Origin of the sequence: Arthrobacter sp. D5-1 (assembly GCF_017357425.1) — a bacterium.
GTDB lineage: Bacteria > Actinomycetota > Actinomycetes > Actinomycetales > Micrococcaceae > Arthrobacter.
In genome coordinates, this window is the sequence record NZ_CP014571.1 from 4,505,077 (window position 1) to 4,531,282 (window position 26,206).

Consider the following 26,206-nt stretch of genomic DNA (forward strand, 5'->3'; position numbering starts at 1 on the left):
CGCACCTACCGCGTTCCGGCCCCCTTCCTCGTGTCCTGGACTGTCGGCGGCGAATCCGGCTTCACCGCCAACGGCAAAACTGCCAACCGCGAGACCGGCATCGGCGCCCTTTCCATCTTGAACCGCGTCACTCTTGCTACCCCACCGGCCCCCACAACCCCCGCGAATACGGCGGTCGAAGCGACCAGTGACTCGTCGTGGCTCGCGGCAACCAACTCTGCACCTGCCGCGTAATTCTCCTGATCGTGTCCCGGGCCAAGGCCAGAGTCCTGGCCTTCGGGCGTCCTGACCTCGTCTGTCAGCGACACCGTCACCCTGTCTTTCGTATCGGCGTTTACTTGGCCGTCTATTCCCGGGACCCAGTCCTGCACATGCTCCAGGTGGAGTGAGGTAATGCCCGGCTCGGGGGTAATGCCGCCGACAGGGGCTCCGGCTGTCAACACGTATTTGAGGTCGAACTCTCTGAGAAAGGCCTGGTTCCGACTGAGGTTCATGGCGTGTATACCGCCTTGGCTGTGCCCCACCGCTACGACGTGGTCTCCGGCTTCTGCTCCGGCTTCGCGGAGGGCCTGGCCAACAGCCGGGATCACTTCCTCCGAATCGTAGGCAACAGCCTCGCCGATCCCTTGAATATCGAGCGGGTTCGTATTGGGTGAGTTGGGTTGGGTTCCAGGTATCAGCACCATCCAGGACGACGAGCCGTCCTGTTCGAACTGGATGACCTCGATCTCGCCGTCATTCCGGGCGTGAAGCCTCTCGAGCCGGCGAAGGCTTTCTGCCATTGAAGGCTCCACATGTTCTACTGCTTGCTCAACTTTTCCGACCCTGACGTCTCTGGGTTGAAGGACTTCCAGGAGCGGCGACTCCAGAATTCCGTGAAGGGTATCCCTCGTGTTCGTCCAAGGTGGAACCACGACACCCCTGAGGACGTTGTGCGTCATGTCGCGGCCAGGGAACCAGCCTGTTCCGGAGACCCTTAGCTCATCGAGACGCAGTTGCTGCCGGAAGCCGTTGCCTGCTTCCATTAGCTCGTAATCCCGGTGGCTGGCCCGAACACCCGCGCTGACCTCAATCAACTCCTGACGCACTTGCGCCACGTCCCTCCTGCTCCCGGCAATGGCGTCGGCGGCACTGCGGCCCGAGTCGAGGGACTCGTATAGATACGGTTCCAGATCGTCTTGGACCCGACGTGCCTCGTCTTCGATACCAAGGAGCTGTTGGACTACGTCATCGAGTTGGGTTGCGCCCCGCAGAAGTTCCTCCAACTGGAAAGACATCCCTCCCACCCCGCCCCGTATGGTGAGAATTCCGTCCGGCGCCGGTGGTAAGGGTCGTGGCGCTTCCCCGGCTCCCACTGGAGCTGAATCGGCCATTACTGGCCCCTCTCACCGGAAACTGAAACGTTCCGGGAATGACGCAACACCAAGGCAGCTGCGGCGTCCATGGCCTCACGGGCACGCATCAGCGCTGAAGCATGCAGGGCAACGGTTGTCCGGTAGGCGCGTCCGGCGGGAGACTGCCAGTCATCCATTTGGGTTCTTCGCAAGGACGTCAGAACAGCATCCACTTGGTCCACGCACGTCTTGAGGCGCCAAGCGAGCCGTTGGACTTCGTGGCTTCTGGACGCACACTCCAGGGGGCCAAAAGTGGGCGGGTTGGCTGCAGGCATCAAGCCGACGCTCATGTCCGTATACTCCATTGATTGTTCTGCTGATCGGTAGGTTCGACGCTACGGAGTGCCAGAGCCCGACGAAAGCGCTGACGTTGCGTATGTGGATAACCCGGGGGTCGTCCACATAGCGTCGTCACCGACTCGGGCACCATTGCGGAACATGAAAGAATAGGGACCATGGCTGAATCCCCTCGCGTGTCCCTCGCTTCCGAACCCCTCGCCCTTGGCGCCCTTGACGGCCGCTACCGTGCCGCCGTCGCGCCCCTCGTGGATTATTTGTCCGAGGCTGCACTTAACCGCGATCGCGTTCACGTCGAGGTCGAGTGGCTCATCCACCTGACCAGCCAGTCAGTACTGCCGGGTGCCGGTCCTCTCTCCGACGAGCAGATCGCGCAATTGCGTGCCATCGTTACCGATTTCAATGCCGAATCGGTCAACGAACTCGCCGAGATCGAGGCTGTCACTGTCCACGACGTCAAGGCCGTGGAGTACTACATCGGCCGCCGCCTGCCCGCCATTGGCATCGAGAACCTCACCGCCATGGTGCACTTTGGCTGCACCTCGGAAGACATCAACAACCTCTCCTATGCCGTCGGCATCAAGGGCGCAGTGGAGAACGTGTGGCTCCCGAACGCCGCCGCCCTCGTCCAGCAGATCGAGGCCATGGCGGAAGAGAACCGCGCTGTGCCCATGCTGTCCCGCACACATGGCCAGCCCGCCACCCCCACCACACTCGGCAAGGAACTGGCGGTCATCGCCCACCGCCTGAACCGCCAGCTTGCACGCATAGCCAAGACCGAGTTCCTGGGCAAGATCAACGGCGCCACCGGCACCTACGCCGCACACGTCGCGTCGGTCCCGAATGCTGACTGGGAAGCCGTCGCCAAGACGTTCGTTGAAGGCCTGGGCCTCACCTGGAACCCACTCACCACCCAGATCGAAAGCCACGACTGGCAGGCCGAGCTCTACGCCGACATCGCCCGCTTCAACCGCATCCTGCACAACGTTTGCACGGACATTTGGAGCTACATCTCAATCGGCTACTTCCGCCAGATCCCGGTTGCCGGCGCCACCGGTTCCTCCACGATGCCGCACAAGGTCAACCCGATCCGTTTCGAGAACGCGGAAGCCAACCTTGAAATCTCCAACGGTCTCCTGGACACCTTGGGTGCCACGCTGGTGACCTCCCGCTGGCAGCGCGACCTGACGGATTCCTCATCGCAGCGCAACATCGGTGTTGCCTTCGGCCACTCGCTGCTGGCCATCTCCAACGTCGCCAAGGGCCTCAAAGCCCTCGACGTCGCCGAGGAAGTCCTCGCAGGCGACCTCGACGCCAACTGGGAAGTCCTGGGTGAAGCCATCCAGATGGTCATGCGCGCAGAGGCCATTGCCGGCGTCGAAGGCATGGAAAACCCGTACGAACGGCTGAAGGACCTCACCCGCGGCCAGCGAGTGGACGGTGCCCGAATGCAGGAATTCGTGCAGGGACTTGGCCTCTCCGCCGACGCCGAGGCCCGCCTGCTCGCCCTGACCCCGGGCAAGTACACGGGCATCGCCGACAAGTTGGTGGACCACCTGCAATAAGAACAGAAGTACGACGACGGCGGGCCGGGGCTTGGGGCCGGTTCTAGCGGTCGTTGCAACACCCAGAATTTTTGGGAGTTGCAACGACCGTGTCGTCTTTAAAGAAGGTACCGGTAAACCGGCGGATGTACGCGCCTGAGCTAAGGACTCAGTTCTTTCAAGCCCTTGATCGTCTTGGCAGCGTCACTGCCGCAGCTTCGGAACTTGGACTGAATCGGGTGACTTGTTACCAGTGGTGCCGGAAGGCTGGCGTCCGGAACGAGAAGGTCGTCAGGACGCAGTACGCGCCAGAGCAGAAAGAAGAGTTCTTCACGGTCCTCCGGCGCGTGGAGAGCGTGACTCTGGCCGCTGCCGAACTTGGTTTGAACGTCAATACCTGCCACCGCTGGGCCTCGGAAGCGGGAATTGCCAGCAAAGCCCCAGGATCCGACCGGCGGGAAAAATTCCTCCGGCTGCGGAAGGTCGGAATGAGCCGAAGCGAAGCCATCACCGCCGTAGGTGTCAATCCTAAGACCGCCCGGGAGTGGGAACGCGGGATCAGGAAGTCTGGTGGGCGACGCATTTATCCGGATGGCCGGGTGGTCGATTACAAACGTGGTGTGACCACTAAGACCTCTTCCACCGGCACACCAGGAGTGGTGCCGGTGGAAGTATCAGCGTTAGAGAAACCTATTGACCCGCGATACCTCAATGTTCAGGAACGGGAATTGATCCGGGATCTGCAGGCAGCTGGCTCCTCGGTGAGGGCGATCGCCCGCACCATCGGCAGATCGCCTTCAACAGTCAGCCGGGAGCTGGCACGAAATACCGACCCCCTCCTGGGCTACTTGCCCCACGGAGCGCATCGCAAGGCAGCTACCCGGCGGAGGCGGCCCAAGTCCGCCAAACTGGCCATCGAGTCGGGCCTGCGCAACTACGTGAAAGACAAGTTGCTCCTACGCTGGTCTCCAGAGCAGATCAGCCACACCCTGGTCGAAGAATTCCCCGACAGACCGGAGATGCGCGTGAGCACCGAGACCATTTATCAGGCCCTCTACCTCCAGGCACGGGGCGGACTCAAACGCGAGGTCCAGGCAGCGCTACGCACCGGCCGGACCCGCCGGAAACCCCACCGCACGGACGAGCAGCGCACCCCCAGATTCGTCGACCCGATGATCATGATTTCCGAACGACCACCCGAGATCGAGGACCGCGCGGTGCCCGGCCATTGGGAGGGCGACCTCATCACCGGGGCCCTGAACCAGTCCGCGATCGCGACCTTAGTCGAGCGCACCACCCGATACGTGATGCTCGTCCACCTCCCGGGCGACCACACCGCCGAAACTGTCCGCGACGGCCTCATCAAAACAATGGCGACATTGCCGGCACACCTGCGAGGCTCCCTGACCTGGGACCAAGGCGCCGAAATGGCAGCCCACAAATCCTTCACCCTCGCCACCGACATGCAGGTCTATTTTTGCGACCCCGCCAGCCCCTGGCAACGCGGCTCAAACGAAAACACCAACGGCCTGCTACGCCAATACTTCCCCAAAGGCACCGACCTATCCGCCTACGGACCCGAAGACCTCGAACACGTCGCCCAGGAACTCAACGGCCGCCCACGCAAAACGCTCGGCTGGAAAACCCCAGCCGAGCGCCTACGTGATTTACTACTAACCACCTAACCAACAGGTGTTGCAACGACTCCTAGAAACCGCCTGGTGCCTCGGCCCGCCGTCGGCGTTAATCGTGCTTTCTCCCAGCTTCCCTCCCGGGATCGAGCGCGGAATTCCGGGCCACGGCGTGTCGGGTCCCTCCGGTGCTTGAGTGGCTGATTGGCTGGGAAGACTGGAGGAAACTCGCGGTGCAGCCAGTGGAAACCAGCACAGCCGGCGCAGCCAGTGCGGCGGTTCATGTGACCGCGCGACCCTCTCTGGAAAAGGATCAGTGACGACGTAAGGAGCGGAGCACTTATGAAGCTCCTGTTGATCAGGCACGGACAAACGCCCGGAAATGTTGCCGGCCAACTGGACACAGCTTTTCCAGGACCGGGACTGACAGAACTCGGTGAGCGCCAAGCAGCGGCCCTCCCGGATGCGCTGGCGGACGATGCCATCGAGGTGCTCTACACCTCCACGCTGCTGCGCACCCAACGGACTGTCGCTCCTTTGACGAAGGCCACAGGCTTGAAGCCAGCCATTCTGGAGGGGGTCCACGAGATTGAGGCGGGCGCCTTGGAGAAGAAAACAGACCATGAGTCGCACCTCCGCTACATGAGCACAGTCTTTGCCTGGACGGACGGCGACTTGGACGTCCGGATGCCGGGCGCTTTCACTGGACATGACTTCTTCGCCCGGTTCGATGCGTCCGTGGAGGAAGTTGCGGCCGCTGGACACTCCACGGCCGCGATCGTCAGCCATGGTGCCGCGATCCGCTGCTGGGCGGGACGCCGGGCGACGGACATCGACACTGTTTTCGCTCAAACCCATCAACTCCCGAATACCGGAATCGTGGCTCTCGAAGGCGACCCCCGGAATGGCTGGAAAGTGCTGCACTGGGACCAGATCCCCGTGGGCGGAATGGCCTTGGCCGACCGAACCGCGGAGGATCCCACGGGCGAGGCCCGTCAGCCCTGATCGGCGCGAGTCCGCTGCGGGCGGATTCTGATTCTTGGCGTTGTGAGGCCGGCTCTGCACCCCATAACGCCTCCGGAGTGCGCAGAGCGGGCCCCACAATGCGGGAAAGGCCGGCAATTCTCCGGACGCTTACGCGCAGGAAACACCGCGGTAACCACTGCTCCCTAGGCTTGAGAGGCATAGACACCTCCCCGAAAACCGGCGAAAAGAGGCAAGATGCAGACCAACCCACGGCTCAACATCCGGCAGGTCACATGGGCCAACCCCGTGGGTGCTGACCTCCGGGCCGCACAGCAGGCTGAACTCGATGCCCGGTTCGGCAGCAAGGACCATGAGCCGGGGCCTCCGCCGTCGGAAGCAGATACCGCCGTATTTGTTGTGGCGTACGAGAAATGCTCAGGTCAACCGCTGGGGTGCGGCGGACTCAGGATGCTCGACGAGAAGACTGCGGAGATCAAGAGGCTGTACGTGGTTCCCTATGCCCGTGGTTCGGGAGTCGCGAGCTCCATCCTTGCCGCGCTGGAAGCCCAAGCGCATTCCCACGGGTTCAGTGTCATCGCTGCGGAGGCGGGTTCGGCCCAGTCTGACGGTCGAAGCTTCTACGAGAGCGCCGGTTTTGCAGCGGTACCGAATTTTGGCCCATATGTTGGCGCCACCGAATCGTATTGCTACTCCAAGAGGATCGACTCCCACAGCGCTTCGCACACAGCCATGGCGTAGCAAGGCCGGCGTGGCTGGAGTTGGTGTACGGGGTTGCGAATTCCGCGCCGGGACGCCCCCACTGGGCGTTGTGAACACGGCAGCGTCGGAGCCGGGCGGCGGTCCTGCGTCGCAACATCAAGCGGCCGCCGCCGCAGTTCGATAATCTCGGATTATGGAAAAAGCAGACATCACCTTTCGCACCCGCAAATGGGTGCGGCCCGAGGACCTCAACGCCAACGGCACGCTCTTTGGTGGCAGCCTGCTGAAGTGGATCGATGAAGAGGCCGCGATTTACGCCATCCTCCAGCTTGGCAACGGCCGGGCCGTGACCAAGTACATCTCCGAGATCAACTTTGTGAGCTCGGCTGTGCAAGGCGACCTGATCGAGATGGGGCTGACAGCCAAGCGCTTCGGCCGCACCTCCCTGACCATGCGCGCCGAAGTGCGCAACATGATCACCCGCCAGGCCATCCTGACCATCGAGGAAATAGTCTTCGTGAACCTGGGCACCGACGGACGGCCGCAGCCGCACGGCTACACGGAAATCACCTACGACCGGGACCGCATCCCCACGCATCACCTGACGGAAACGCTCGACGAGGACTGAACCACCCGGCGTCGTGCTCTTTGTACGGACGCTGGGATGGCGGCACAGCGTTCAGTCGCGTTGCTGACTCCGGCAACGCGGGACAATGCCAAGGTGCGCGCCCGGTCCGGTGCTGGTCGACGTCACGCGGATCAAGGTCACGGGGCAGGATGGCGTGTGGTCGGAAGCAACCTACTGCAGGTACCGGAAGACGGTCCAGGACCTGGAATTCAGGCAGCAGTCGGCGGAGTGCCGCGCGCTGAAAGTTGCCTTGCGGCCAACACCGGCTGAGCGGAACATGGCCTTGCCTCCGCAGGCCAAACAGACCAATTGCTGCCGCCGCGGTTCCTGCCGGTACTCATCAAGGTTGTCGAAGTCCTCGGCGTCCCAGTCCTTCCGGTCGGCGAGGCACAGTGCCCTTCTCATCTGCGGTGGCTTTCGATCGTAAACAGCGGTTAAAACGGGTGCTGGCGGCCGCGGGAACGCGGCCGCCAGCTTGTATTTCCGGTGACGGGAGTGATGCCACCGGAACCTGTGGGGTGCTGACCGGTAGGATCAGCAGCGGTCGAACGTCAGCGCCGGTCAAACGTCAGGCCGCCGGGCACCTGGAACGTCGGCATGAGTTCGAGCATGCCCACGTTGACGTGGCGCGGCGTTTCGATGGCGTAGTCCAGGGCATTGACGATGTCGTCCGTGGTGAGGGACTCGTAGCCTTCGTAGTAGGTCTCCCATGCTTCCTTCATGGCCTCGGGCGTGCCGCCCATGTTGCGGCCGAAGATCTCGGTCTCCACCCGGCCCGGGCAGATCTCGGTGACACGGATGCGCTTGCCGACGGTGTCGTTGCGCAGTTGCCGGGAGATCTGGTGCACTGCGGCTTTGGTGGCGTGGTAGACCGTGTGGCCGTAGAAGTTGTAGGTACCGGCGATCGAGCTGATGTTGATGACGTGGCCGAGGTCGCGCTCCACCATGCCCGGCAGCACCAGGCGCGTAAGCTGCAGCAGGCCGCGAAGGTTGACGTCCACCAGTTCGTCAATGTCCGCTTCAGACGAGTCCAGGATGTTGCCGGGCCGGGATACTCCGGCGCAGTTCACCAGGACGTCCACCTTCAGGTCGCTCACGACGGCGGCCAGCGCGGCCGTGTCGGTCAGGTCCACCACGTGCGGGACTGCTCCGGTTCGGTCGGCCAGTTCGGCGAGGCGTTCCTCGTTCCGGGCCACGGCGTGGACGGTCAGTCCGCGCTTGGTCAGGCGCTCGGCGATGGCTGCACCCATGCCGGTTGAAGCTCCGGTGACGAAGGCTGTGGTGTAGTCAGAAAAAGACATTGGTTTCTCCAAAGGTGGGGACTCGGTGGGGCTCAGTGCGCCGGGCCCGGAAGCCCGGCGCATTGCCCGGAGGTCGGTGGTGGCTAGGCGTCACGCAGCGGTTCGTGTGCACGGTCCTTGACGGTGCTGACCGCGATCAGCGTGCCAAGGGCCGTGACGACTGCGTAGAACGCGGGCATGTAGATGTTGCCGGTGCTGCCGATGAGCCAAGTCATGAGCAGCGGGGCGGTGCCACCGAAAAGCGCGGAGGAGATGTTGTATCCGAGGCCGTATGCCGAGTAGCGGACACGGGTGGGGAAGAGCTCAACGATCAGGATGTGGATGACTGCGGTGTGGCCGGCGAACACGACGGCCATGATGGAGGCACCCAGGATGGCCAGGCCCATTTCGCCTGTGGCGATGAGGGCGTAGGACGGGATGCCAAGGACTGCCATGGCGATAGCGGAGCCGGCGATGACCTTCTTGCGGCCAACACGGTCGGACAGTGCGCCCATGAACGGGATGGCGATGCAGATGACCACCAGGCTGCAGGCGGTGACGAGGAGGGCTTCGCCGATGGTGAAGTTCAGTTGCTTGCCCTTGAGGAACGTGGGCATGTAGGAGAAGAGGACGTAGTAGCCGGAGCCGTTCATCAGCGGGATGAAGAGGGCCAGGAGCATGGCGCGGCGGTGCTCCTTGGACTGGAAGGCTTCCTTGAGGGGGTTCTTGGAGAGGCCGCCCTCTTCCTTCAGCTTTTCGAAGTTGGGGGTGTCGCTGATGGCCTTGCGGATGTACCAGCCGATGATGCCCATGGGGATTGCCACCAGGAACGGGATGCGCCATGCGAAGGAGCCGAAGCCGCCGCCGTCAATAGCTGCCTGGGTGAGCCACGGCGACATGGAATAAGCCACCAGGGTACCGGTGAGCAGTGCAGCGAAGGATGCGATCTGTGCGTAGGAGGTGATGATGCCGCGCTTGCCTTCGGGGGCGTGCTCGGCGAGGAAGGTCATGGCGCCGGCGGCCTCACCGCCAACGGAGAAGCCCTGCAGGAGCCGCATGAGGACCAAAAGAATGGGAGCGGCGATGCCGATGGCTGCGTACGGGGGCAGCAGGCCGATGCCGGCGGTGGCGACACTGATCAGGAGGATGACAAAGACCAGGAGTTTTTGCCTGCCGATCCGGTCGCCAAGGTAGCCACACACAACAGCGCCGAGCGGGCGAACGAAGAACGAGACTGCGTAGCCTGCGAACACGAAAAGCAGGGCGTTGTCCGGGTTGCCCGGGGCCAGGAAGACGAGCGCCAGCGTTCCCGCCATGAAGGCAAAAATGCCGTTGTCGTACAGTTCCACGAAGATGCCAACACAACCTGCGGTGACGACCTTGCGGGTTTGACGGCTCGTAAGCCGCTCATGCTGCACTGGCGCAGCGTTGGTGCTTGCGGTCATGACTTTTCCTTACTGAGATGAGCGTAGCAACGCCTACTGGGTATTACGACAGGTTCTTTAGCTGCATGCCGCAACCGGTAGGTCCTGCCACTGGGGACGGCATCCGATGCCGAGGAGTCCGAAGACGGTATTGACGGATTCGCGGAGTGTTTCGAGTTGGGCCCGCGAGCGCCGATGGGCGGCAGTTGCTTCTGCCACTGTGGTTTTCCGAAAACGGACCTTGTCCCCTGGCCGTGCTTGGGCCAGGACATCCAGTCCGGTGCTGGTGACCACTGCGAGTACGGGATACCCGGCGGTGACGCCGCGTCCCCGGTGCAGTACCAGCAGCTCTTCCCTTGAGGGGACCTCGACGGCGCCCACTGGGACACCGCGGGAAAGCACCTCACCGCTTGAGGTTCTTTCCGGAAGTTCTCCGCCGAGCCGCAGGCCGATGTGGTTGCTGCGTCCGCTGACGGTGTACTCGGAGGTAAAGAGCAGTTCACCGGATTCGCCAAATTCGGCGACGTCCGGCCCGTCGGTCACATCGACCGACAAGTCTGAGTCCATGCTTGGCCGCTCAAGGCCGAGCCGGAACAAGGGAAGGTCGAAGTACGGCTGGCGTACCGGTCCCACACTGCGGCGTGTGACGAGTGTGGTTCCTTCCCGCAGTTGAAGTCCGAAGCCCACCACCGTGTCGGGGGCGGCGCTGTCCAGCAGCGTCTCCGCTTCGATGGAGCCGTGGATCGCGAGGTAGGCGCGCAGTCCCCGGTGGATGCCGCGGATGGAGACGGTTTCTCCTGCGCGAACGGAGACAGGTTCCCACTGGCTGGACGGACGGCCGCCCACGGTCAGCGTGAGGGGAGCACCGGTGACCGCGATCAGGATGTCAGCGGTGGCCTTCATCCGGAAGTCCAGTGCTGTGATTTCCACCAGCGGATCGTTATCAAGGTTGCCTGCCAGGATGTTGGCTGCCCGGGCGGAGTACTGGTCCAGTGCACCGTTGACGGGAAGGCCGAAGCGGGGTCCCCTGGTCCGGCCGAGGTCTGTGACGACGGAGTTGCCCGGCTGTTGGATCAGGATTTCGCCGGTCATGGCCGAAGCTCCCGTGGTTCCAATTCCATCCCGGTGTACTGGCCGAAGTCTTCGGTACGGATCTGTCGAAAACGGAGGACGTCGCCCGGCTTGTACGGCACCAGTGGCTCGCGTCGGATGTTCAACACGGACAGCGGAGTCTGGCCAATGACGCACCATCCCCCAGGGGCTACCGCCGGAGCGATGACCGCTTGGCGGCCGGCCACGGCCACCGCACCTGCAGGCACGCTCAGCCGGGGGTCCTTCAGCCGCGGTACGGGACGGGGAAATGCGGGACCGTCCAACATGGGCGAGCCTGCGGGGGCACCCAGGCAGCGGACAATGTAGGTCTTTTCCGTGTGCAGGCGGATGACTTCAGCGGTGGAAATGCCTTGGTGTTCGGCAACCTTCCCGAGGTCCGGTCCGTACTCTCCGCCGTACACTACGGGGACGTCGAACTCGCGGGGAGCTGAATGGGCACCCTCGGAGCGGCCAAGCTCGGTGAGCCCCAGCTTCACGAACGCGCGGACCTGGCGGGCTGAAACGAGGACAGGATCGAACTCCACCAGCACGGAGTCGTAGGTGGGGACAGCACCGTGAAGACCTTCTGCGCCACAGCTTTCCAGCCAGTCTGCCAGCCGGTGCACGGTGAGCCAGTTGTCTTCGCGGGCCTCCGAGATCGCCACGACACGCAGCGCGGAATCGCCGGACTCGTAGATCTCAGTCGGGGCTGCTGTGAGTACCGGCATGTCAGGCTGCCTTCCTCTTGGCGTCCATGACCTCTGCCAGAGGGGCGATGCGGACGCCGGCCGAGATGAGCTCCGAACGAATCAGCCGGGCCAGTTCAACGGCGCCGGGGTTGTCTCCGTGGAGGAGGACGGTATCGACGTCGATATCCATGTCGGCACCGTTGGCGCAGCGGATCTTGCCCTCAACCACCATGCGCAGGGTCCGCTCCACGATCTCAGCAGGATCGTGCAGGACAGCGCCGGGCTGGCTGCGGGGAACCAGCGTGCCGTCTTCCTGGTACGCCCGGTCCACGATGCCAACGATGGCAACGTTCAAGCCGGCTTCGCGTGAGGCCTTGGCCAGTTCGCCTTCCTGTGCCACCACGATGAGTTCGTTGTCCACGCGGGCTGCGGCTTCTGCCACTGCTTTGGCGTAGTCGGCGCGGACAGCGACGAGGTTGCCCAACCGGCCGTGCGGTGCGAGGTGCGTGACCCTTGTCCCGTGGAATGCGGCGAAACCGTTCAAGGCGCCGAGTTGGTAGAGGACATCGTTCTGAACCTCTGCTGCGGAGAGGCCCATGTCCCTGCGGCCGAAGCCGCGCAGATCAGGGAAGCTCGGGTGTGCTCCGATGCCGACTCCGCGGCGAACACATTCGGCAACAGTGGCGGCCATGATGTCCGGATCACCGGCGTGGAACCCACATGCGATATTTGCGCTTGAAACGATCTCCAGGAGTTCGGAATCGTCGCCGATGGTGTACGCGCCGAATCCCTCTCCAAGATCCGCTACAAGATCAATTGTCGGGTTCACGTGGTTCTCTTTCCGTGGTTTTGCATTCATGGTTCGGAATTCAAGGATCACCCTCAGGAGGTAAGTTGAATTTCCGGGAAATGGCTGGCGCTTTTGGATATCCAAAGCATCGCCTGAAGTTCTTTCCAAAAGTCTCGCACCCTCCAACTGCCTTGCACAAAGACCTATTCACTATCCCGTGATAGCTCTCCGTTATGACGTGGGCCACTGAGGCCTGTGGTGGTAGTCGCAGAGGGTGGCCTACGGCGGGTGCGTCTATATTTGAACAACCAGAAAGGTGGATCCATGGACACGCGGAAGCTCTCGTACTTCGTGCAAATTGTCGACTCGGGGAGCATAACGAAGGCCGCTGCGGCGCTGCATGTAGCCCAGCCGGCCCTGAGCCAGCAGGTGTCTGCGCTTGAGAACGACCTCAAGCAGCGCCTGCTGATCCGTAGCAAGCAAGGCGTGGAACCTACAGCCGCCGGACACACCCTTTACCGTCACGCGCAGTCGATCCTGCGCCTGGTTGAGCAGGCCCGTCAGGACGTTGCCTCCTCCGGCGCTGCGCCATCGGGCAGGGTTTCCATCGCCATCGCGCCCTACAGCATGGCATCCAGCCTGACACCGCACATCATCAGCGAAGTAGGCCGCCGCTACCCCGACATCGTGGTCCACTTGACCGAGATTTTTGGCGGCGTCCTGAGCGAGGCCATCAAGAACGGCCGCCTTGATATGGCGCTGATCTACGAGCCGGGAAAGATCCGCGGCGTCCAGTTCACCACCATGATCGTGGAGGACCTTCACCTGGTGGTCCACCCCGACATGGACGTGGCCCAAGGCAGCGCCAGCCAGGACACCGTCACGCTGAAGGAAGCCAGCACCGTGGGGCTTTTCCTTCCCGAGAAGAACCACACCCTGCGCCAGCTCATAGAGAAAGGCCTGTCGGAGCAGGACTTGCCGTTGCGGCTGGTGGGCGAGGTGGAGTCTGTCCCTTCGCTGACCAGGCTCATCCGGGCCAACCTGGGTGGCACCGTACTGCCGAAGTCAGCCGCCGACGCGCTCTTCCCGGAGCAGGACTTCAAAGTGTTGCGGATCGTCGAACCGGGCCTGCAGAGCAAGATCGCCCTCTGCACTCCGGATCATGAGCCCCTGTCCGAGGCGGCCTCGGCTGTGCTGCTGGTGGTCAAGGAGATGCTGCATCAACAGCTCATCAACAAGTACGGAACGGACCCCGTCCAGCTGCCCGCCCATCCATAACAAAGTCTTATCCGGACAAACAGCTTTGGTCTTATTCAAGCCGGTTTTAATTTCCTAGTATCGAATTAAGAAGTAATTCGAAAGCAGCCTCCGGCGGACCGGAAGCATATTCAAAGGATAAAACGGTGAAAAAGATCAGCACGGCCGGATGGGTTTCAAATCCAACCCGCGGAACGATCAGCGCACGGACAGGATTTCACTGCCCACGAAATGGTTTCTGGCGTCCTGTTGGCGGCATCGGCGAGCCCCTGTTCATTTTTGAAGGCAGCCTGATACCCACGCATGCCGGCAACAGCATCGAATGGCATCTGGTGGACACGCGCCCCGGCCATTCCGGACTGGACTGACGCCGGATTCGCACCGACCCGCCGACCCGGCCGTCCGCCGTCGAACGCTAACTGAGCCTGCAGCACCCTAAGGCGCCTTGCCACCCGGCACGGCGCCTTTTCCGTGCCTTCGGCACCGCGCCTTTCCGCGCCCTCGGCACCGCCGCGACACCGGGCACACGCGCCGTACCCACCAGACAGGGCCCCAACGCGCCGTACCGGGAACAAGAGCACGCCAAAGGGCCGGTCACCGCAGTGACCGGCCCTGGCTGGAGAGTCAGTCCTCGACCAGGAGGCCCTTTTCCTTGAGCTTTTCCGTGAGGCCGCAGAGCTCGATGGTGTTGCCGCCGTCATGGTAGAGCTTGATGAGCTCGCGCTCGTGGTCGTCGCGCGCCTGGGAGAGGGCGATGACTTCCTCAGCCTCTTCGCGGCGGACCACCACCACGCCGTCGGCATCGCCGCGGAGAATGTCACCGGGGTAGATGATCTCGTCGCCGAAGACGATGGGGTGGTTGATGGGGCCGAGCGTTTCCTTGACCGTGCCCTTGATGCTGACGCTGCTCGAGAAGACAGGCAGGCCCAGCTCGATCAGGTCCTGTGTGTCGCGGACGCCTGAATCGGTGACCATGGCGGCGACGCCCTTGGCCTTCATGGCGTTGCCCAGGACGTCACCGAACGTGCCGGCCTCGGCCATCTCCTGCGCCCCTACCAGGACGACGTCGCCAGCCTGGGCGTAGTGGATGGCGACCTGGAGCATGAGGTTGTCCTGCGGAGCACAGGCCACAGTGACTGCCGGACCGCAGAAGGACATGGAGCGGTCGATCGGCTTGATCTTGGAGCTCAGCGCGCCGCGGCGGCCCTGGGCTTCGTGGATCGTGGCAGAGGAGAACTTTGCGAGGCGGCTGACGACGTCAGCGTCGGGGCGCTCGAACTTGGTTTTGACGTGGATCATGGTCGGATCTTTCTGTGGGGGCCTGGTGAGGGCTTAGGTGAGGGCGTTAACGGCGTCGCGGATGGAGTCCACGCCGGCGTTGATGGTCTCCAGCGACGTGGCGAAGGAGATCCGGAAGTACGGGCCAAGTCCGTAAGCCGAGCCCTGGATGACGGCGACGCGCGCAGCGTCCAGCAAGTAGAGCGTGAAGTCCTGGTCGTTTTCGATGACATTTCCGTCGGGCGTGGTCTTGCCGATCGCACCGCTGCAGTTCACGTACGCGTAGAACGCGCCTTCCGCGGGCGCAACGGACAGGCCGTTGACGGCGTTCAAACCGTCGACGGCGGTGTCCCGGCGTTTGCGGTACACCTCCGCGCTGTCGCGGACGAAGGACTGGTCGCCGTTCAGCGCCGCCGTGGCGGCAGCCTGGCTGATCGACGACGGGCACGACGACGTCTGGGACTGCAGCTTGTTCATGGCCGCGATCAGCGGGGCAGGTCCGACGCCGTAGCCGAGGCGCCAGCCGGTCATCGCGTAGGCCTTGGACACACCGTTGACCAGCAGGATGCGGTCCTTCAAGGCGGGTACCGCGGTGACCAGGCTGGTGACGCGGCCGTCACCGAAGTAGACCTCGTCGTAGATCTCATCGGTCAGGATGAAGACATGCGGGTTCTCCTCGAGGACCGCGCCCAGGGCCTGGAGCTCTTCGCGGGAGTAGACGGCACCGGTCGGGTTGGATGGTGCGTTCAGGATGAGCCACTTGGTCCTGGGGGTGATGGCCTTGGCCAAAGCATCAGGGGTCAGCTTGAAACCGGTGTCTTCGCCACAGGGGACGATCACAGGGGTGCCGTCGTTGGCGAGCACCATGTCCGGGTAGGAAACCCAGTACGGGGCCGGGACGATCACTTCATCGCCCTCGTTAAGCGAAGCCATCAGCGCAACGTAGAGGACCTGTTTCGCGCCGCCGCCGATGGTCAGCTGGTTCCGCTCGTAGTGCTGCCTCGTGTGGCCTTCGATCTTGCGGAGGATGGCGGTCTGCAGTTCAGGTGTACCGGTCACCGAGGTGTACTTGGTCTCGCCGGCTTTAATGGCGTCGATCGCGGCGGCCTTAATGTGGTCAGGGGTGTCGAAGTCCGGCTCGCCGACGGTGAGGTCGATGATCGGGATGCCTTCAGCTTTCAGTTCGCGGACGCGGGCGGCCGCGGCGACGCTCGCTGAGGACTTGATGCGGGTGACCCTCGACGCCGGCAGGTAGTCGGACATGTCTCCTCCAGGAATGTGGAACTCAGGACGCGCGGATTCGCGTATCCCCTTTTTCGAGACTAGGGATTGGTTCGCGCGCTGGATAAGACCTAATGTGCGTGGATCTATAAGGGGGTCTTATGACACGGGGGCCTTTATGGGTTCCCTGCTCCCAAACGGGCACATCTGTGCGCATATGGGTACCCTTCCATGCACTTTGCTTATGGGTTCACGCGGTATTGGTATTTCCTTGGTGCGGTGAACGCTGCCTAGATTCGAGGTGTCAGAAGAGTCAGTCAAAGAGTTTCGAAGGGGAGCCCATGCCAACCCGCAACCGGTCCGCCCTGCCCTCCCCGGTCCAGCCACGGCAAGGCCGTTCAGTAACCGGCAGGTACACCTACCGGGCCAAGGCGCCGCGGTCGCAGGTCGACGGGGAGCATGCCAGGCTCGCGCGTGCCCTCGCCGCGCACCGGCAACTCCTCTCCCATGCGTCAAGCGCCATCCGGACCCTGACAGCCGCGAGGAACGAGCTGATCGCCCAAGCCCTGGAGGACGGGCTGACTCTGACCACGGTATCTGCGGTGACTGGAGAGAATCTGCGCGCCGTCCGGACCATCGGTTTGGCTTATGACGATCTCCACCCAAGCGGACTCCCCCGCGATGCACACGTCGCGGCGTTGAGGGCCAAAAGCACCGAGTTGGCAGCTGCGGAACGGCATCGGGACCAGATCACTGACCGCCGGGAAGCGTTGATCGTCATGGCCCTGCGGAACCAGGTCTGTGATGACCTTGAGTTGGCTTCCCTGACAGGGCTGACACCGGACCACATCCGCAGGTCCACCCGGGGAATCGCGCGTCCTGCTTAGTTTCATGGCAGCGTCCCGTTGAACCCGGCCCAGCAGCAGGGTAGAACGGAGGAATGAGCGACGTGAACTCTTGGATGGACCAGTACGAACGGGCGTGGACCTCGAATGACCCTGAGGAAATCAGGGCACTTTTCACCGAGGACGCCGTCTACAACGACCGCCCCAACACGGCGAAACCATGGAACGGCCACGAGGAAATCGTGAAGGCATGGGCCGCCGCCGGTGACAAGCCTGAGGACTGGACCTTCGAATGGACGCTCCTGGGCAAGGACGGTGACACGGCCTTCGTCCAAGGCTTGACCACGTACCTGAACGGCGACCCCACCTACGACAACCTGTGGGTCATCCGCTTCGCTGAGGATGGCCGTGCCCGCGAATTCACTGAATGGTTCATGGCGCGGAAGTAGCCTTCCACGGTTCAGCGGGCGACGATCAGCACATTCTCGTGAATCTGCTTCCAGCCCTCATACTTCGGTTGGCTGGCGTCGACTCCGTCCCTGATGAACTTCGTCGTGGACCCGTCAACGCCAGTCAGGGCAAGGATCTCCTCGTCCGTCGCCGCTCCGCCGCAGGCAGCACGCCACCGTTCCGGGACAGCTTCGGGGGCCACGATCAAGCAGACGGTCCCTGCAGTGGAACCACGGGCTGCGAAGTACCTCACGCCGTCGTCGGTTGCCAGCAACCGGACTGTCCCGGCGTCGACGTCCAGATCCACGCCTGTAAGGCTCATGGACTCCGGAAGCTTGTCCTCCGCCGTCGCTTCCCTGTCCAGCGCTTTCAGCCCCGCCGGCGCCGAGCAGCCGGCAAGTCCAATACCGGCTGCAACAGCAAGCACGGCTAAGACACGACGATTCATGGCTCTGCCCCCTCAGGCTCTCGTTCCGTCGAGCCTAACCCACTGGGGACGGTCAGTAGCTTTCGCGGTCAGCCGTTTCGGACACAGGAAGGAACGTGGACGCGAACCCTTCCGACGCGCGGGCCAGCACAGCAACATCCGCGCCGACCAGCACGAAGGAGGCACCGGCGTCGAGATACGCCCGCGCGGTTGTCTCGTTGAAGGCGTTCACGCCCGCCGGCTTTCCAGCCGCTTTGGCGGCTGCCAGGCAATGCTCGACGACGGCCCTCACCAAGGGATTCTCCTGCTGTCCCAGCAGGCCCATGGAAGCGGCGAGGTCCGAGGGGCCGAGGAAAATGCCATCGACACCGTCGACGGCCAGGATCTCCTCCACAGCCGACGCCGCAGCCTCGGATTCGATTTGGACCGTGAGGCTGATGGATTCCGACGCCGACGCCAAATAGTCGGGGACCCGGTTCCAGCGCGAAGCCCGGGCGAGTGCCGAGCCAACACCGCGGACACCATGCGGCGGATAGCGGACAGCGGCGACGGCGGACGCGGCCTCGAAAGCCGAGTTCACCATGGGAATGAGGAGGTTTTGCACACCGAGGTCAAGGTATTGCTTGATGACCACGGTGTCGTTGACGGGTGGCCGGACCATGGCCTGCACTGGGTATCCGCTCACGGCATGAAGCTGGGCAAGGATGGATTCCAGTCCGTTGGGGCTGTGCTCGGCGTCGATCAGGACCCAGTCCAGGCCGGAACCGGCGCAAATTTCCGCAACCAAGGGACTACCGGAACAAACCCACATGCCGGCCAACGGACGGCCAGCCTCGGAGAGGGCCGAATAGAAGGTGGGGCTCAGCTGAAGTGACATGTCACAACTCCCAACGGTCCGTAGTCAGCGTGCACGGTATCACCTTTGTACACCCAGAGTGGGCGCGTAAACGAGCCCGCCAGGATGATATCTCCGGCCTTCATGGAATCCCCGTGCGCGGCGATCTTGTTGGCCAGCCAGTGCACGCCGTTGGCCGGATGATCCAGCACCCCGGCGGCCACTCCGGTCTCCTCCACGGTCTGGTTTTTGTACAGGATGGCGGACACCCAACGGAGGTCGACCGCGTCGGGCCGAACCGGGCGGCCACCCACCACCATGGCACCCATCGCGGCATTGTCCGAGATGGTGTCCACGATGGTCCGGCCCTCCATTTCGATCCTGGAGTCCAGGATCTCGAGGGCCGGAACCACGTAATCGGTGGCGTTGAGGACATCGAAAATCGTGCAGCCGGGCCCTTTGAGGCCGGACTTCAACACGAAGGCCAGTTCCACCTCAACCCGGGGATGGGTGTACTTGTCCCACTCCACGGAACAGCCGGTTTCCAGGACCATGTCATCGAAAATGGCACCATAATCCGGCTCGGTGATGCCCGTGGCGGCCTGCATGGCCTTGGACGTGAGGCCGATCTTGCGCCCCACCAACGTGCGCCCCGCTTCCTCGTTCCGCCGCATCCACAGCTGCTGCACGGCGTACGAGTCCTCCACCGTCATGTCGGGGTAGCGCGCGGTCAGGCGCGGGACCGGTTTACGGTTCCGGCCGGCTTCGAGGAGCTCGTCGGCAATGGCTTCGATCGTCTTCGCGTCCAGCATGGTTTAGACCTGGGCTCCCAGCTTGAAGCCCTCCGCCGTATCTGAAGCACCCTCGGGTCGGGTGTAGGAGAAGCCGTCGGCGCCGACGGTGACAGCCATCTCAGAAGCATCAGTCCGCTCGATGATGGGCTGCGGGTTGCCGTCGAGGTCCAGGACCAAGGAGGCCTCGGTGTACCAGGACGGGACGACGGGGTTGCCCCACCAGTCGCGCCGCTGGTTGTCGTGGACATCCCAGGTGACGGTGGGGTTGTCCGGGTCGCCGGTGTAGTAGTCCTGGGTGTAGATCTCCACGCGGTGGCCGTCCGGGTCCAGGATGTAGAGATAGAACGCGTTGGACACACCGTGGCGTCCGGGTCCGCGTTCGATCCTGTCGGAGATGCGCAGGGCACCCATCTTGTCGCAGATCTGGATGATGTTGTGCTTCTCATGCGTGGAGAAGGCGATGTGGTGCAGGCGGGGTCCGTTGCCTCCGGTCAGGGCGGTGTCGTGCACGGTCTGCTTGCGGTGCATCCACGCGGCGTACGTGACGCCGTCGGAATCCTTGATGTCTTCCGAGACGCGGAAGCCCAGGTCCTCCAGGTACTTGCGGCCGCGTGGGACGTCCGGGGTGACCTGGTTGAAGTGGTCCAGGCGGACCAACTCACCGGCGGAGTAGAGGTCGTAGCGCTGGGTGAGGCGTTCGACGTGCTCCACGTCGTAGAAGAACTCGTATGGGAAGCCCAGCGGGTCCTCCACGCGGACGGAGTCGCCCACGCCCTTGGTGAAGCCTTCCTTGCGGCGCTCCACCCGGCAGCCCAGTTCGCGGTAGTAGGCCTCGGCGGCGTCCACCTCCGCCGGGGACTTTACGCGGTAGGCGAAGGCTGCAGCGGCTGCGACCGGGCCCTTGCGGAGGACCAGGTTGTGGTGGATGAACTCCTCGAAGGAGCGCAGGTAGATGGTGTTCTCGTCCTCTTCAGTGACGTGCAGGCCGAGGAGGTCCACGTAGAACGCGCGGGACTTGGCCAGGTCCGTGACCACCAGTTCCAGGTAGGCGCAGCGGACGATGTCCGGTGCCGGGACTGTGGGGGTGGGGATGGGGCCGGTGAAGTTGCTCATGGGATTCTCTCTTCGTTGAAAGGTCTGGTGGGAAGCGCTAGGCGCCGAATTTGGGAGTGTGAACAGCTCCGAGGGTGATGTGCACGGCCTGCTGGTCGGTGTAGAAATCGATGGAGCGGTAGCCGCCCTCATGGCCCAGTCCGGAGGCTTTCACGCCGCCGAACGGGGTGCGGAGATCACGGACGTTATGGCTGTTGAGCCACACCATGCCGGCTTCGACGTTCTGGGAGAAGTTGTGGGCCCGGGTCAGGTTTTGGGTCCAGATGTAGGCCGCCAGGCCGTACTTGGTGTTGTTGGCCAAGGCGAGGGCTTCGTCGTCGTTCTCGAACGGCGTGATGGCCACGACGGGACCGAAGATTTCCTCCTGGAAGATCCGCGCGTCAGGCGCGACGTCGGCGAACACCGTCGGTGCGATGTAGTTGCCTTCGGGCAAGTGGTCGGGCCTGCCGCCGCCGGCGAGGAGCCGACCTTCAGACTTGCCGATCTCCACGTAGGACGCCACCTTGTTGTAGTGCTCCGGGTGAACCAAGGCACCCACCTGGGTCTTGGGGTCGTGGGGATCGCCCACCACGATGTTCTTGGCCCGGGCGGCGTACTTTTCGCAGAACTCGTCGTAGATGGCACGTTCCACGAGGATGCGGGAACCAGCGGTGCAGCGTTCGCCGTTGAGGGAGAATACCCCGAACAGCGCCGAATCGATTGCGGCGTCCAGATCGGCATCGGCGAACACGACGCACGGGGACTTGCCACCGAGCTCCATGGACAGGCCTTTGAGGTTGGCGGCGGCGTTGCGGAAGATGGTCTGGCCCGTGGTGGTCTCGCCGGTGAAGGAGATCAGCGGCACGTCGGGGTGCTTCACGAGGGCATCGCCGGCTTCTTCGCCCAGGCCGTTGACCAGGTTGAACACACCGTCGGGCAGGCCCGCATCCTTGAAGATCTGCGCCCAGAGCGAGGCGGACAAAGGCGTGAACTCGGCCGGCTTCAGCACCACAGTGTTGCCGGTGGCCAGCGCCGGGGCGAGCTTCCAGGACTCAAGCATGAACGGGGTGTTCCACGGCGTGATCAGGCCTGCGACGCCAATCGGCTTCCGGTTCACGTAGTTGATCTGCGAGCCCGGGACCTTCATGGCGTCGTCGAACTGCGCCACGATCAGATCAGCAAAGAAGCGGAAGTTTTCGGCAGCCCGGAGTGCCTGGCCCTTGGCCTGGGTGATTGGCAGACCGGTATCGAACGTCTCCAGCTCGGCGAGGCGGGCTTCCTGTGCCTCGACGGCATCGGCGATCTTGTTCAGCACCCGGGCGCGTTCGCGCGGCTTCATCTTCGGCCACGGGCCATTGACGAATGCCTCACGTGCCGCGGCGACGGCGAGGTCGATATCTTCCTTCTGGCCGGCGGCAGCGGTGGCGTAGTTGCCGTTCGATACCGGGTCCAGGACATCGAAGGTCTTGCCGGATACCGAATCAACGAACTCGCCGTTGATGAAGTGCTGGATGTGGGACGGCAGGTTCTCTGGGATGTAGTGCTTGGCGGTCTCTACTGAGGTCGTCATCGTTGAAGTCCTAACTAGCGATCAGTGGTTGGTAGTTATTGCTTGGCTTGGGCCAGGTAGGCGTCCAGGGTGGAAGCGCGGTGCTGGCGGGCTGCTTTTTCGATGGTGTCGGCGTCTGCACCGCTCTCGATGAGCTGCAGCAAAGCTTCGTGTTCCCGTACCGATTCCTGCGCTCGGCCAGGGACGAAACGGAAGGTCGAGGACCGGATGGAGGCCAGCCGGTTCCAGCCCCGGTGGACCAGGTCAAGAATGTGCGGGTTGGGGCAGTGCTCAAACAGGACACTGTGGAAGTCCTGGTTCAAGGAGGTGAAGCGGACCGGATCAAAGTGCTCCAGGCACTCCCGCATCTCCTCGTTCACCGCACGGGCACGGGCAATGGAGACCGAGTCAATCAGCGGCGCGGACAACGCCGTGGCCGCACCTTCCACGATGCTCAGGGTCTGCATGGTGTACAGGTACTCGGTGGGGTCGATTCCGGACACCGTAGCGCCCACGTTCCGCTCGAACTTCACCAGCCCTTCAGCCTCCAGGCGGCGGATCGCTTCGCGAACCGGGACCACGCTGAAACCCAAGTCCTCAGCAATCTTGGCGAGTACCAAGCGGTAACCCGGCGTATAAGCGCCCTCAACGATCCTCGCCTTCACGGCGGCATACGCCTGCTGGGACTTACTTTGGGCTCCGGCGTTTTCGACGGCGGTACTTCCGACGGCGGTTTCAGTCACTGTGGGCTCCTTGCCGGCTCTGCCACTCCTGGAAGCGTGCCTGCCAGTCCTTGTTCATCGGGTACAGCCCGTCCACGCTGTTGCCTTCCTGGACCATCTGGAAGATGAAGGTCTCTTCTTTTTCCTGCTGGATGCAGTCGTCCACCAGTTCCTCGGCGATGGCCGGCGGAATCACCAGGATGCCGTCGGAGTCGGCCACGATGATGTCGCCGGGCTGGACAGTTGCACCACCGCAGGCGATGGTGATGTCCGTGTCCCACGGGATGTGCCGGCGTCCGAGGACTGCCGGGTGCGGATTGGCGAAGTAGGTGGGCATCTCCAAGTCGGCCACGGCGGAGTAGTCGCGGACGCCGCCGTCGGTAATGATCGCCGCCGCTCCACGGACCTGGGCACGCAGCGCCAGGATGTCACCCACGGTGCCGGTGCCTTTCTCGCCGCGGGCTTCCATGACCAGGATTTCGCCGTCGTTCACGGAGTCGATGGCCCGCTTCTGGGCGTTGAATCCGCCGCCGTGGGTTGCGAAGAGGTCTTCACGGTTGGGCACATAGCGCAGGGTGCGGGCCAGCCCTACTACCTTGCGGTCGGGCCGGGTGGCCTGCAGGCCGTCGATGCTCACATTGTTCAGCCCTCGCTTGCGGAGCTGGGAGGACAGGGTGGCGGTGGCGACGGACTCCAATTTCGCCTTCAACTCCGGCGTCAGGACACTCTCGGCAGCTGCCGGTCCCGAAGCCTCCAGACCGGCAGCTTCCCGCGATCCGTAGGCCTCCTCACGCTGAGTATCATCAGTCTTGGGGCGGGCACCAAAGTCCGCGAACGGCGTCGTGCCTTCCGTGACTTTGGTGGCCAGGCGGCCACTGCTGAAGTCACCGCCGGTGACCTCGATTTCGACGACGTCACCCGGCTTGGCCACCGAGGCGCCTGCCGGTGTTCCGGTGAGGATGATGTCGCCCTCCTCGAGCGTGAGCAGCTGCGAAAGGTCCGCAACGAGCTGCGCGAAAGGGAAGAGCAGGTCCTCGGTGGTGTCATCCTGGACGAGGTGGCCGTTGTGCCAGGTGCGGATCCTTAGAGCAGCGGGATCAACGGCGTCGGCCGGAATCAGCGCCGGGCCAACGGGGGTGAAACCATCGCCGCCCTTGGACCGGACGTTGGAGCCCTTGTCCGCATAGCGGAGATCGTACACACCAAGGTCGTTGGACGCCGTGACCCACTCGACGTGGCTCCATGCATCCTCGAGACCCACGCGACGGGCGGACTTGCCAATCACCAGCGCGATCTCGCCCTCATAGCCAAGCAGTTCGCAACCTGCGGGACGCTCAACAGTGCCCGGGGCGTCGGCGGAGCCGAGCGCCAACGACGACGACGGTTTCAGGAAGTACGACGGCTGATCGGGAGTGCGCCCGCGCTGGGCCGCGCGGCTGGGGTAGTTGACGTGGACGGCAATGACTTTGCGCGTCCGGGCCAGCATGTCCTGGCTGACTTCCTGGGTCCGGAACTCCACTGTCACGGCGCCTCCTCTTCCTCGAGCTGCATCAGGTACGAAATCGTATACGATAACTATGAACCCGATATGTGACCCGCGTCAACCCCCCTTTCCGCGCCCAAGCGGGTGGGAATGCTGGTCCTTGGTGGGGGCAGTGGGAGGCCGCTTAGCCGACCACCCTTACATCCTGTCGGAGGCCTCCCGTAGGGTACCGGCATGGACATCATCCTCGTACCCGGTTTCTGGTTGGACGCATCGTCGTGGGAGGAGGTGACTCCCCCGCTGGTTGCCGCCGGCCATACAGTTCACCCACTGACCTTGCCCGGCCTGGAATCTGCCGATGCTCCACGCGCCGGCATCGGTCTTCGGACGCACATCGAGGCGGTGGTAGCGAAAGTGGACTCGCTGGAGGGCAACGTTATCCTGGTGGGCCACTCAGGCGGCGGCGCCATCATCCACGGCGCAGTCGACGCCCGCCCGGACCGTGTGGCCCGCGCCATCTATGTGGACAGCGGACCACTTGGCGAGGGTGGGGTCATCAATGATGAGCTGCCCGACGACGGCGACGACATCCCGCTGCCGCCTTGGGAAGCGTTCGAAGACGAAGACCTGGTTGACCTCACCGATGACCTGAAGGAAACTTTCCGCGCCCGCGCCATCCCCGAGCCCAAGGGAGTGGCACTCGACCAGCAGCACCTGAGCGACGTCCGCAGGTACGACGTTCCGGCCACGATCATCGCGTGCCAGTTCCCGTCGTCGCTCCTCAAGGAATGGATGGACGCCGGGCACCCATTCACCGCCGAACTCGCACGGATCCGGGACGTGGACTACATCGACCTTCCCACGGGCCACTGGCCGCAATTCACCAAGCCGAAGGAACTGGGAGAGGCGATCCTGACCGCTGCGGAGCACGCCAAGCAGCCCCCGACGCCGGCCCTCCCCTGACACCGAAGCCCAGGGACCGGGGCCGTCCAACGTGAGGGGTACTACGCTCGAGGGATTTAGGCCTTGGGCGGCGTGTTCGTGGCGGGCCCCTCCGGCACTGCGCCACCCTCATCCGCCCAGTCACTTCCGGTGGTGTCATCACGGGCTGGGTCCGACACGACGTCGGACGTGACCGTGGGGACGGTGGTGACAGTAGGGCCAGTGGAAGAGTTGCTGGTATGTGAGGGACCAGACCGCTGGTCCGCCTTCGGCGAGGTAATGCCGGGGAACATGCTCTCGGCCTTCTCCATCAGCTTTTTGCCGGCCTCATAGAGGTTGTCCAGGATGTCCGGAACCGACTCCTGGACAGCTTCAGTTGCATGGTGGACGTTCTCCTGGACTTCCGGATTCTTCCAGACCTTTTCAGTGCCTCCGCGGAGGCGCCGATACACCTCCGGCCAGGACTTGGATCCCCAGACGTAGCCAACGGCCACTCCAACGGCGAACAATGCTTTCCCTTTCACAGGAATCACTCCTTTCGAGGCGGTATTCTTCGACACTAGTCCCGGCGGGCATGACCTGTCACCTGCCCATTGATTACGGCATGCTCAATAGTAATTTGCCGAAATAGAACATTTGGAATATCCGCAAAGCCAGCCAGCGGGTAACCGCGGGAAGCAACACCGGTGACGGCGGCCTCCAGGCCGGGGCACGGCGGGCCATCTCAGGCAGACCTCCAGCAGTCGGGTGGGAAAATCGAGGCCGCCATTAAGGGCGTAGTGGACTCCCCCGAGGGCCACTGGGGCGCGGATCCCCGGCATTCCGGGCCCGCAAGCAAGGCTGAGCTAATAGTCAG

Annotated in this window: 28 protein-coding genes; 10 read left to right on the top strand and 18 right to left on the bottom strand. The window is 63.4% G+C overall.

Going from position 1 to position 26,206, the window contains the following annotated elements:
• Positions 1-5: 5 nt before the first annotated feature.
• Positions 6-1,277: a hypothetical protein gene (locus AYX22_RS20760; protein ID WP_242703433.1), complete on the bottom strand. Its 1,272-nt coding sequence runs from the start codon at positions 1,275-1,277 to the stop codon at positions 6-8.
• A gap of 95 nt (positions 1,278-1,372) precedes the next feature.
• Positions 1,373-1,684, bottom strand: coding sequence for a hypothetical protein (locus tag AYX22_RS20765; protein WP_207595355.1), 312 nt, complete (start codon positions 1,682-1,684; stop codon positions 1,373-1,375).
• A gap of 165 nt (positions 1,685-1,849) precedes the next feature.
• Here AYX22_RS20765 and purB point away from each other — a divergent pair, with 165 nt between their 5' ends.
• The 5 genes from purB to AYX22_RS20790 all read left to right on the top strand — a co-directional run bounded on the left by purB (position 1,850) and on the right by AYX22_RS20790 (position 7,180).
• Positions 1,850-3,256, top strand: coding sequence for an adenylosuccinate lyase (gene purB, locus AYX22_RS20770; RefSeq protein ID WP_207595356.1), 1,407 nt, complete (start codon positions 1,850-1,852; stop codon positions 3,254-3,256).
• 467 nt (positions 3,257-3,723) lie between these two features.
• Complete coding sequence (locus AYX22_RS20775; RefSeq protein ID WP_207597452.1) at positions 3,724-4,920, top strand: IS30 family transposase; 1,197 nt, start codon at positions 3,724-3,726, stop codon at positions 4,918-4,920.
• Positions 4,921-5,208: 288 nt separating this feature from the next.
• The gene (locus AYX22_RS20780; protein WP_207595357.1) at positions 5,209-5,871 is read left to right on the top strand and encodes a histidine phosphatase family protein; all 663 of its coding nucleotides are present in this window, start codon (positions 5,209-5,211) and stop codon (positions 5,869-5,871) included.
• A 216-nt stretch (positions 5,872-6,087) separates the two neighbouring features.
• A complete protein-coding gene (locus AYX22_RS20785; RefSeq protein ID WP_207595358.1) occupies positions 6,088-6,591 on the top strand; it encodes a GNAT family N-acetyltransferase in 504 nt (167 codons plus the stop codon).
• 154 nt (positions 6,592-6,745) lie between these two features.
• Positions 6,746-7,180: a hotdog domain-containing protein gene (locus tag AYX22_RS20790; RefSeq protein WP_207595359.1), complete on the top strand. Its 435-nt coding sequence runs from the start codon at positions 6,746-6,748 to the stop codon at positions 7,178-7,180.
• A 171-nt stretch (positions 7,181-7,351) separates the two neighbouring features.
• On the opposite strand, the gene AYX22_RS20795 is transcribed toward AYX22_RS20790, so the two are convergent.
• The 6 genes from AYX22_RS20795 to AYX22_RS20820 all read right to left on the bottom strand — a co-directional run bounded on the left by AYX22_RS20795 (position 7,352) and on the right by AYX22_RS20820 (position 12,494).
• Positions 7,352-7,585: a hypothetical protein gene (locus AYX22_RS20795; RefSeq protein WP_207595360.1), complete on the bottom strand. Its 234-nt coding sequence runs from the start codon at positions 7,583-7,585 to the stop codon at positions 7,352-7,354.
• A gap of 146 nt (positions 7,586-7,731) precedes the next feature.
• Positions 7,732-8,481, bottom strand: a complete 750-nt coding sequence (locus tag AYX22_RS20800; protein WP_207595361.1) for an SDR family oxidoreductase — start codon at positions 8,479-8,481, stop codon at positions 7,732-7,734.
• An 83-nt stretch (positions 8,482-8,564) separates the two neighbouring features.
• A complete protein-coding gene (locus AYX22_RS20805; protein WP_207595362.1) occupies positions 8,565-9,905 on the bottom strand; it encodes an MFS transporter in 1,341 nt (446 codons plus the stop codon).
• A 57-nt stretch (positions 9,906-9,962) separates the two neighbouring features.
• Positions 9,963-10,976 (bottom strand): biotin-dependent carboxyltransferase family protein, encoded by a 1,014-nt coding sequence (locus AYX22_RS20810; RefSeq protein WP_207595363.1) that lies wholly within the window; start codon positions 10,974-10,976, stop codon positions 9,963-9,965.
• The gene (locus AYX22_RS20815; RefSeq protein WP_207595364.1) at positions 10,973-11,704 is read right to left on the bottom strand and encodes a carboxyltransferase domain-containing protein; all 732 of its coding nucleotides are present in this window, start codon (positions 11,702-11,704) and stop codon (positions 10,973-10,975) included. Before AYX22_RS20815 ends, AYX22_RS20810 begins: the two co-directional genes overlap by 4 nt.
• Position 11,705: 1 nt before the next feature.
• On the bottom strand, positions 11,706-12,494 hold the full coding sequence (locus tag AYX22_RS20820; protein ID WP_207595365.1) for a 5-oxoprolinase subunit PxpA: 789 nt from the start codon (positions 12,492-12,494) through the stop codon (positions 11,706-11,708).
• Between the two features lie 285 nt (positions 12,495-12,779).
• Between AYX22_RS20820 and AYX22_RS20825 the strand changes: the two genes are divergently transcribed.
• Positions 12,780-13,733 (top strand): LysR substrate-binding domain-containing protein, encoded by a 954-nt coding sequence (locus AYX22_RS20825; RefSeq protein ID WP_207595366.1) that lies wholly within the window; start codon positions 12,780-12,782, stop codon positions 13,731-13,733.
• Between the two features lie 125 nt (positions 13,734-13,858).
• Complete coding sequence (locus AYX22_RS20830; RefSeq protein WP_207595367.1) at positions 13,859-14,080, top strand: hypothetical protein; 222 nt, start codon at positions 13,859-13,861, stop codon at positions 14,078-14,080.
• 256 nt (positions 14,081-14,336) lie between these two features.
• Here AYX22_RS20830 and AYX22_RS20835 read toward each other — a convergent pair whose 3' ends face one another.
• A complete protein-coding gene (locus AYX22_RS20835; RefSeq protein ID WP_207595368.1) occupies positions 14,337-15,011 on the bottom strand; it encodes a 4-carboxy-4-hydroxy-2-oxoadipate aldolase/oxaloacetate decarboxylase in 675 nt (224 codons plus the stop codon).
• Positions 15,012-15,044: 33 nt separating this feature from the next.
• Entirely contained in the window at positions 15,045-16,253 is a 1,209-nt protein-coding gene (locus tag AYX22_RS20840; RefSeq protein ID WP_207595369.1) for an aspartate transaminase, read from the bottom strand.
• Positions 16,254-16,552: 299 nt separating this feature from the next.
• Between AYX22_RS20840 and AYX22_RS24180 the strand changes: the two genes are divergently transcribed.
• Both AYX22_RS24180 and AYX22_RS20850 read left to right on the top strand, forming a co-directional pair.
• The gene (locus AYX22_RS24180; protein ID WP_242703434.1) at positions 16,553-17,098 is read left to right on the top strand and encodes a hypothetical protein; all 546 of its coding nucleotides are present in this window, start codon (positions 16,553-16,555) and stop codon (positions 17,096-17,098) included.
• Between the two features lie 53 nt (positions 17,099-17,151).
• Entirely contained in the window at positions 17,152-17,505 is a 354-nt protein-coding gene (locus tag AYX22_RS20850; protein ID WP_207595370.1) for a nuclear transport factor 2 family protein, read from the top strand.
• Between the two features lie 11 nt (positions 17,506-17,516).
• Here AYX22_RS20850 and AYX22_RS20855 read toward each other — a convergent pair whose 3' ends face one another.
• The 7 genes from AYX22_RS20855 to AYX22_RS20885 are packed head-to-tail and all read right to left on the bottom strand — an operon-like array spanning position 17,517 to position 24,411.
• The gene (locus AYX22_RS20855) at positions 17,517-17,954 is read right to left on the bottom strand and encodes a hypothetical protein (protein ID WP_207595371.1); all 438 of its coding nucleotides are present in this window, start codon (positions 17,952-17,954) and stop codon (positions 17,517-17,519) included.
• Between the two features lie 52 nt (positions 17,955-18,006).
• Positions 18,007-18,810: an HpcH/HpaI aldolase/citrate lyase family protein gene (locus AYX22_RS20860; protein ID WP_207595372.1), complete on the bottom strand. Its 804-nt coding sequence runs from the start codon at positions 18,808-18,810 to the stop codon at positions 18,007-18,009.
• Positions 18,795-19,580 (bottom strand): 2-oxo-hept-4-ene-1,7-dioate hydratase, encoded by a 786-nt coding sequence (gene hpaH, locus AYX22_RS20865; RefSeq protein ID WP_018779811.1) that lies wholly within the window; start codon positions 19,578-19,580, stop codon positions 18,795-18,797. The genes AYX22_RS20860 and hpaH overlap by 16 nt, the downstream gene beginning before the upstream one ends.
• Before the next feature lie 3 nt (positions 19,581-19,583).
• Positions 19,584-20,675 carry a 3,4-dihydroxyphenylacetate 2,3-dioxygenase gene (gene hpaD / locus AYX22_RS20870; protein ID WP_207595373.1) on the bottom strand — a complete coding sequence of 364 codons (1,092 nt, stop codon included), beginning with the start codon at positions 20,673-20,675 and terminating at the stop codon, positions 19,584-19,586.
• A gap of 37 nt (positions 20,676-20,712) precedes the next feature.
• Positions 20,713-22,224, bottom strand: coding sequence for a 5-carboxymethyl-2-hydroxymuconate semialdehyde dehydrogenase (gene hpaE, locus AYX22_RS20875; protein WP_207595374.1), 1,512 nt, complete (start codon positions 22,222-22,224; stop codon positions 20,713-20,715).
• Positions 22,225-22,259: 35 nt separating this feature from the next.
• Positions 22,260-22,946, bottom strand: a complete 687-nt coding sequence (locus AYX22_RS20880; RefSeq protein WP_207595375.1) for a GntR family transcriptional regulator — start codon at positions 22,944-22,946, stop codon at positions 22,260-22,262.
• Positions 22,939-24,411: a fumarylacetoacetate hydrolase family protein gene (locus AYX22_RS20885; RefSeq protein WP_242703653.1), complete on the bottom strand. Its 1,473-nt coding sequence runs from the start codon at positions 24,409-24,411 to the stop codon at positions 22,939-22,941. The genes AYX22_RS20880 and AYX22_RS20885 overlap by 8 nt, the downstream gene beginning before the upstream one ends.
• A gap of 231 nt (positions 24,412-24,642) precedes the next feature.
• Between AYX22_RS20885 and AYX22_RS20890 the strand changes: the two genes are divergently transcribed.
• On the top strand, positions 24,643-25,371 hold the full coding sequence (locus tag AYX22_RS20890; RefSeq protein ID WP_207595377.1) for an alpha/beta hydrolase: 729 nt from the start codon (positions 24,643-24,645) through the stop codon (positions 25,369-25,371).
• Positions 25,372-25,427: 56 nt separating this feature from the next.
• Here the strand turns inward: AYX22_RS20890 and AYX22_RS20895 are convergent, their stop codons facing one another.
• The gene (locus tag AYX22_RS20895) at positions 25,428-25,874 is read right to left on the bottom strand and encodes a hypothetical protein (RefSeq protein ID WP_207595378.1); all 447 of its coding nucleotides are present in this window, start codon (positions 25,872-25,874) and stop codon (positions 25,428-25,430) included.
• Between the last annotated feature and the right edge of the window lie 332 nt (positions 25,875-26,206).

Bases quoted from the DNA above. Each gene is read 5' to 3' on its own strand.
- hpaE (WP_207595374.1), bottom strand. From the start codon at position 22,224: ATGACGACCTCAGTAGAGACCGCCAAGCACTACATCCCAGAGAACCTG.
- AYX22_RS20810 (WP_207595363.1), bottom strand. From the start codon at position 10,976: ATGACCGGCGAAATCCTGATCCAACAGCCGGGCAACTCCGTCGTCACA.
- AYX22_RS20780 (WP_207595357.1), top strand. From the start codon at position 5,209: ATGAAGCTCCTGTTGATCAGGCACGGACAAACGCCCGGAAATGTTGCC.
- AYX22_RS20825 (WP_207595366.1), top strand. From the start codon at position 12,780: ATGGACACGCGGAAGCTCTCGTACTTCGTGCAAATTGTCGACTCGGGG.
- AYX22_RS20795 (WP_207595360.1), bottom strand. From the start codon at position 7,585: ATGAGAAGGGCACTGTGCCTCGCCGACCGGAAGGACTGGGACGCCGAG.
- AYX22_RS20860 (WP_207595372.1), bottom strand. From the start codon at position 18,810: ATGTCACTTCAGCTGAGCCCCACCTTCTATTCGGCCCTCTCCGAGGCT.
- AYX22_RS20835 (WP_207595368.1), bottom strand. From the start codon at position 15,011: ATGATCCACGTCAAAACCAAGTTCGAGCGCCCCGACGCTGACGTCGTC.
- AYX22_RS20815 (WP_207595364.1), bottom strand. From the start codon at position 11,704: ATGCCGGTACTCACAGCAGCCCCGACTGAGATCTACGAGTCCGGCGAT.
- AYX22_RS20790 (WP_207595359.1), top strand. From the start codon at position 6,746: ATGGAAAAAGCAGACATCACCTTTCGCACCCGCAAATGGGTGCGGCCC.
- AYX22_RS20840 (WP_207595369.1), bottom strand. From the start codon at position 16,253: ATGTCCGACTACCTGCCGGCGTCGAGGGTCACCCGCATCAAGTCCTCA.
- AYX22_RS20785 (WP_207595358.1), top strand. From the start codon at position 6,088: ATGCAGACCAACCCACGGCTCAACATCCGGCAGGTCACATGGGCCAAC.
- AYX22_RS20775 (WP_207597452.1), top strand. From the start codon at position 3,724: ATGAGCCGAAGCGAAGCCATCACCGCCGTAGGTGTCAATCCTAAGACC.
- purB (WP_207595356.1), top strand. From the start codon at position 1,850: ATGGCTGAATCCCCTCGCGTGTCCCTCGCTTCCGAACCCCTCGCCCTT.
- AYX22_RS20890 (WP_207595377.1), top strand. From the start codon at position 24,643: ATGGACATCATCCTCGTACCCGGTTTCTGGTTGGACGCATCGTCGTGG.
- AYX22_RS20805 (WP_207595362.1), bottom strand. From the start codon at position 9,905: ATGACCGCAAGCACCAACGCTGCGCCAGTGCAGCATGAGCGGCTTACG.
- AYX22_RS20855 (WP_207595371.1), bottom strand. From the start codon at position 17,954: ATGAATCGTCGTGTCTTAGCCGTGCTTGCTGTTGCAGCCGGTATTGGA.
- hpaH (WP_018779811.1), bottom strand. From the start codon at position 19,580: ATGCTGGACGCGAAGACGATCGAAGCCATTGCCGACGAGCTCCTCGAA.
- AYX22_RS20850 (WP_207595370.1), top strand. From the start codon at position 17,152: ATGAGCGACGTGAACTCTTGGATGGACCAGTACGAACGGGCGTGGACC.
- hpaD (WP_207595373.1), bottom strand. From the start codon at position 20,675: ATGAGCAACTTCACCGGCCCCATCCCCACCCCCACAGTCCCGGCACCG.
- AYX22_RS20765 (WP_207595355.1), bottom strand. From the start codon at position 1,684: ATGAGCGTCGGCTTGATGCCTGCAGCCAACCCGCCCACTTTTGGCCCC.
- AYX22_RS20800 (WP_207595361.1), bottom strand. From the start codon at position 8,481: ATGTCTTTTTCTGACTACACCACAGCCTTCGTCACCGGAGCTTCAACC.
- AYX22_RS20760 (WP_242703433.1), bottom strand. From the start codon at position 1,277: ATGTCTTTCCAGTTGGAGGAACTTCTGCGGGGCGCAACCCAACTCGAT.
- AYX22_RS24180 (WP_242703434.1), top strand. From the start codon at position 16,553: ATGCCAACCCGCAACCGGTCCGCCCTGCCCTCCCCGGTCCAGCCACGG.
- AYX22_RS20885 (WP_242703653.1), bottom strand. From the start codon at position 24,411: ATGCTGGCCCGGACGCGCAAAGTCATTGCCGTCCACGTCAACTACCCC.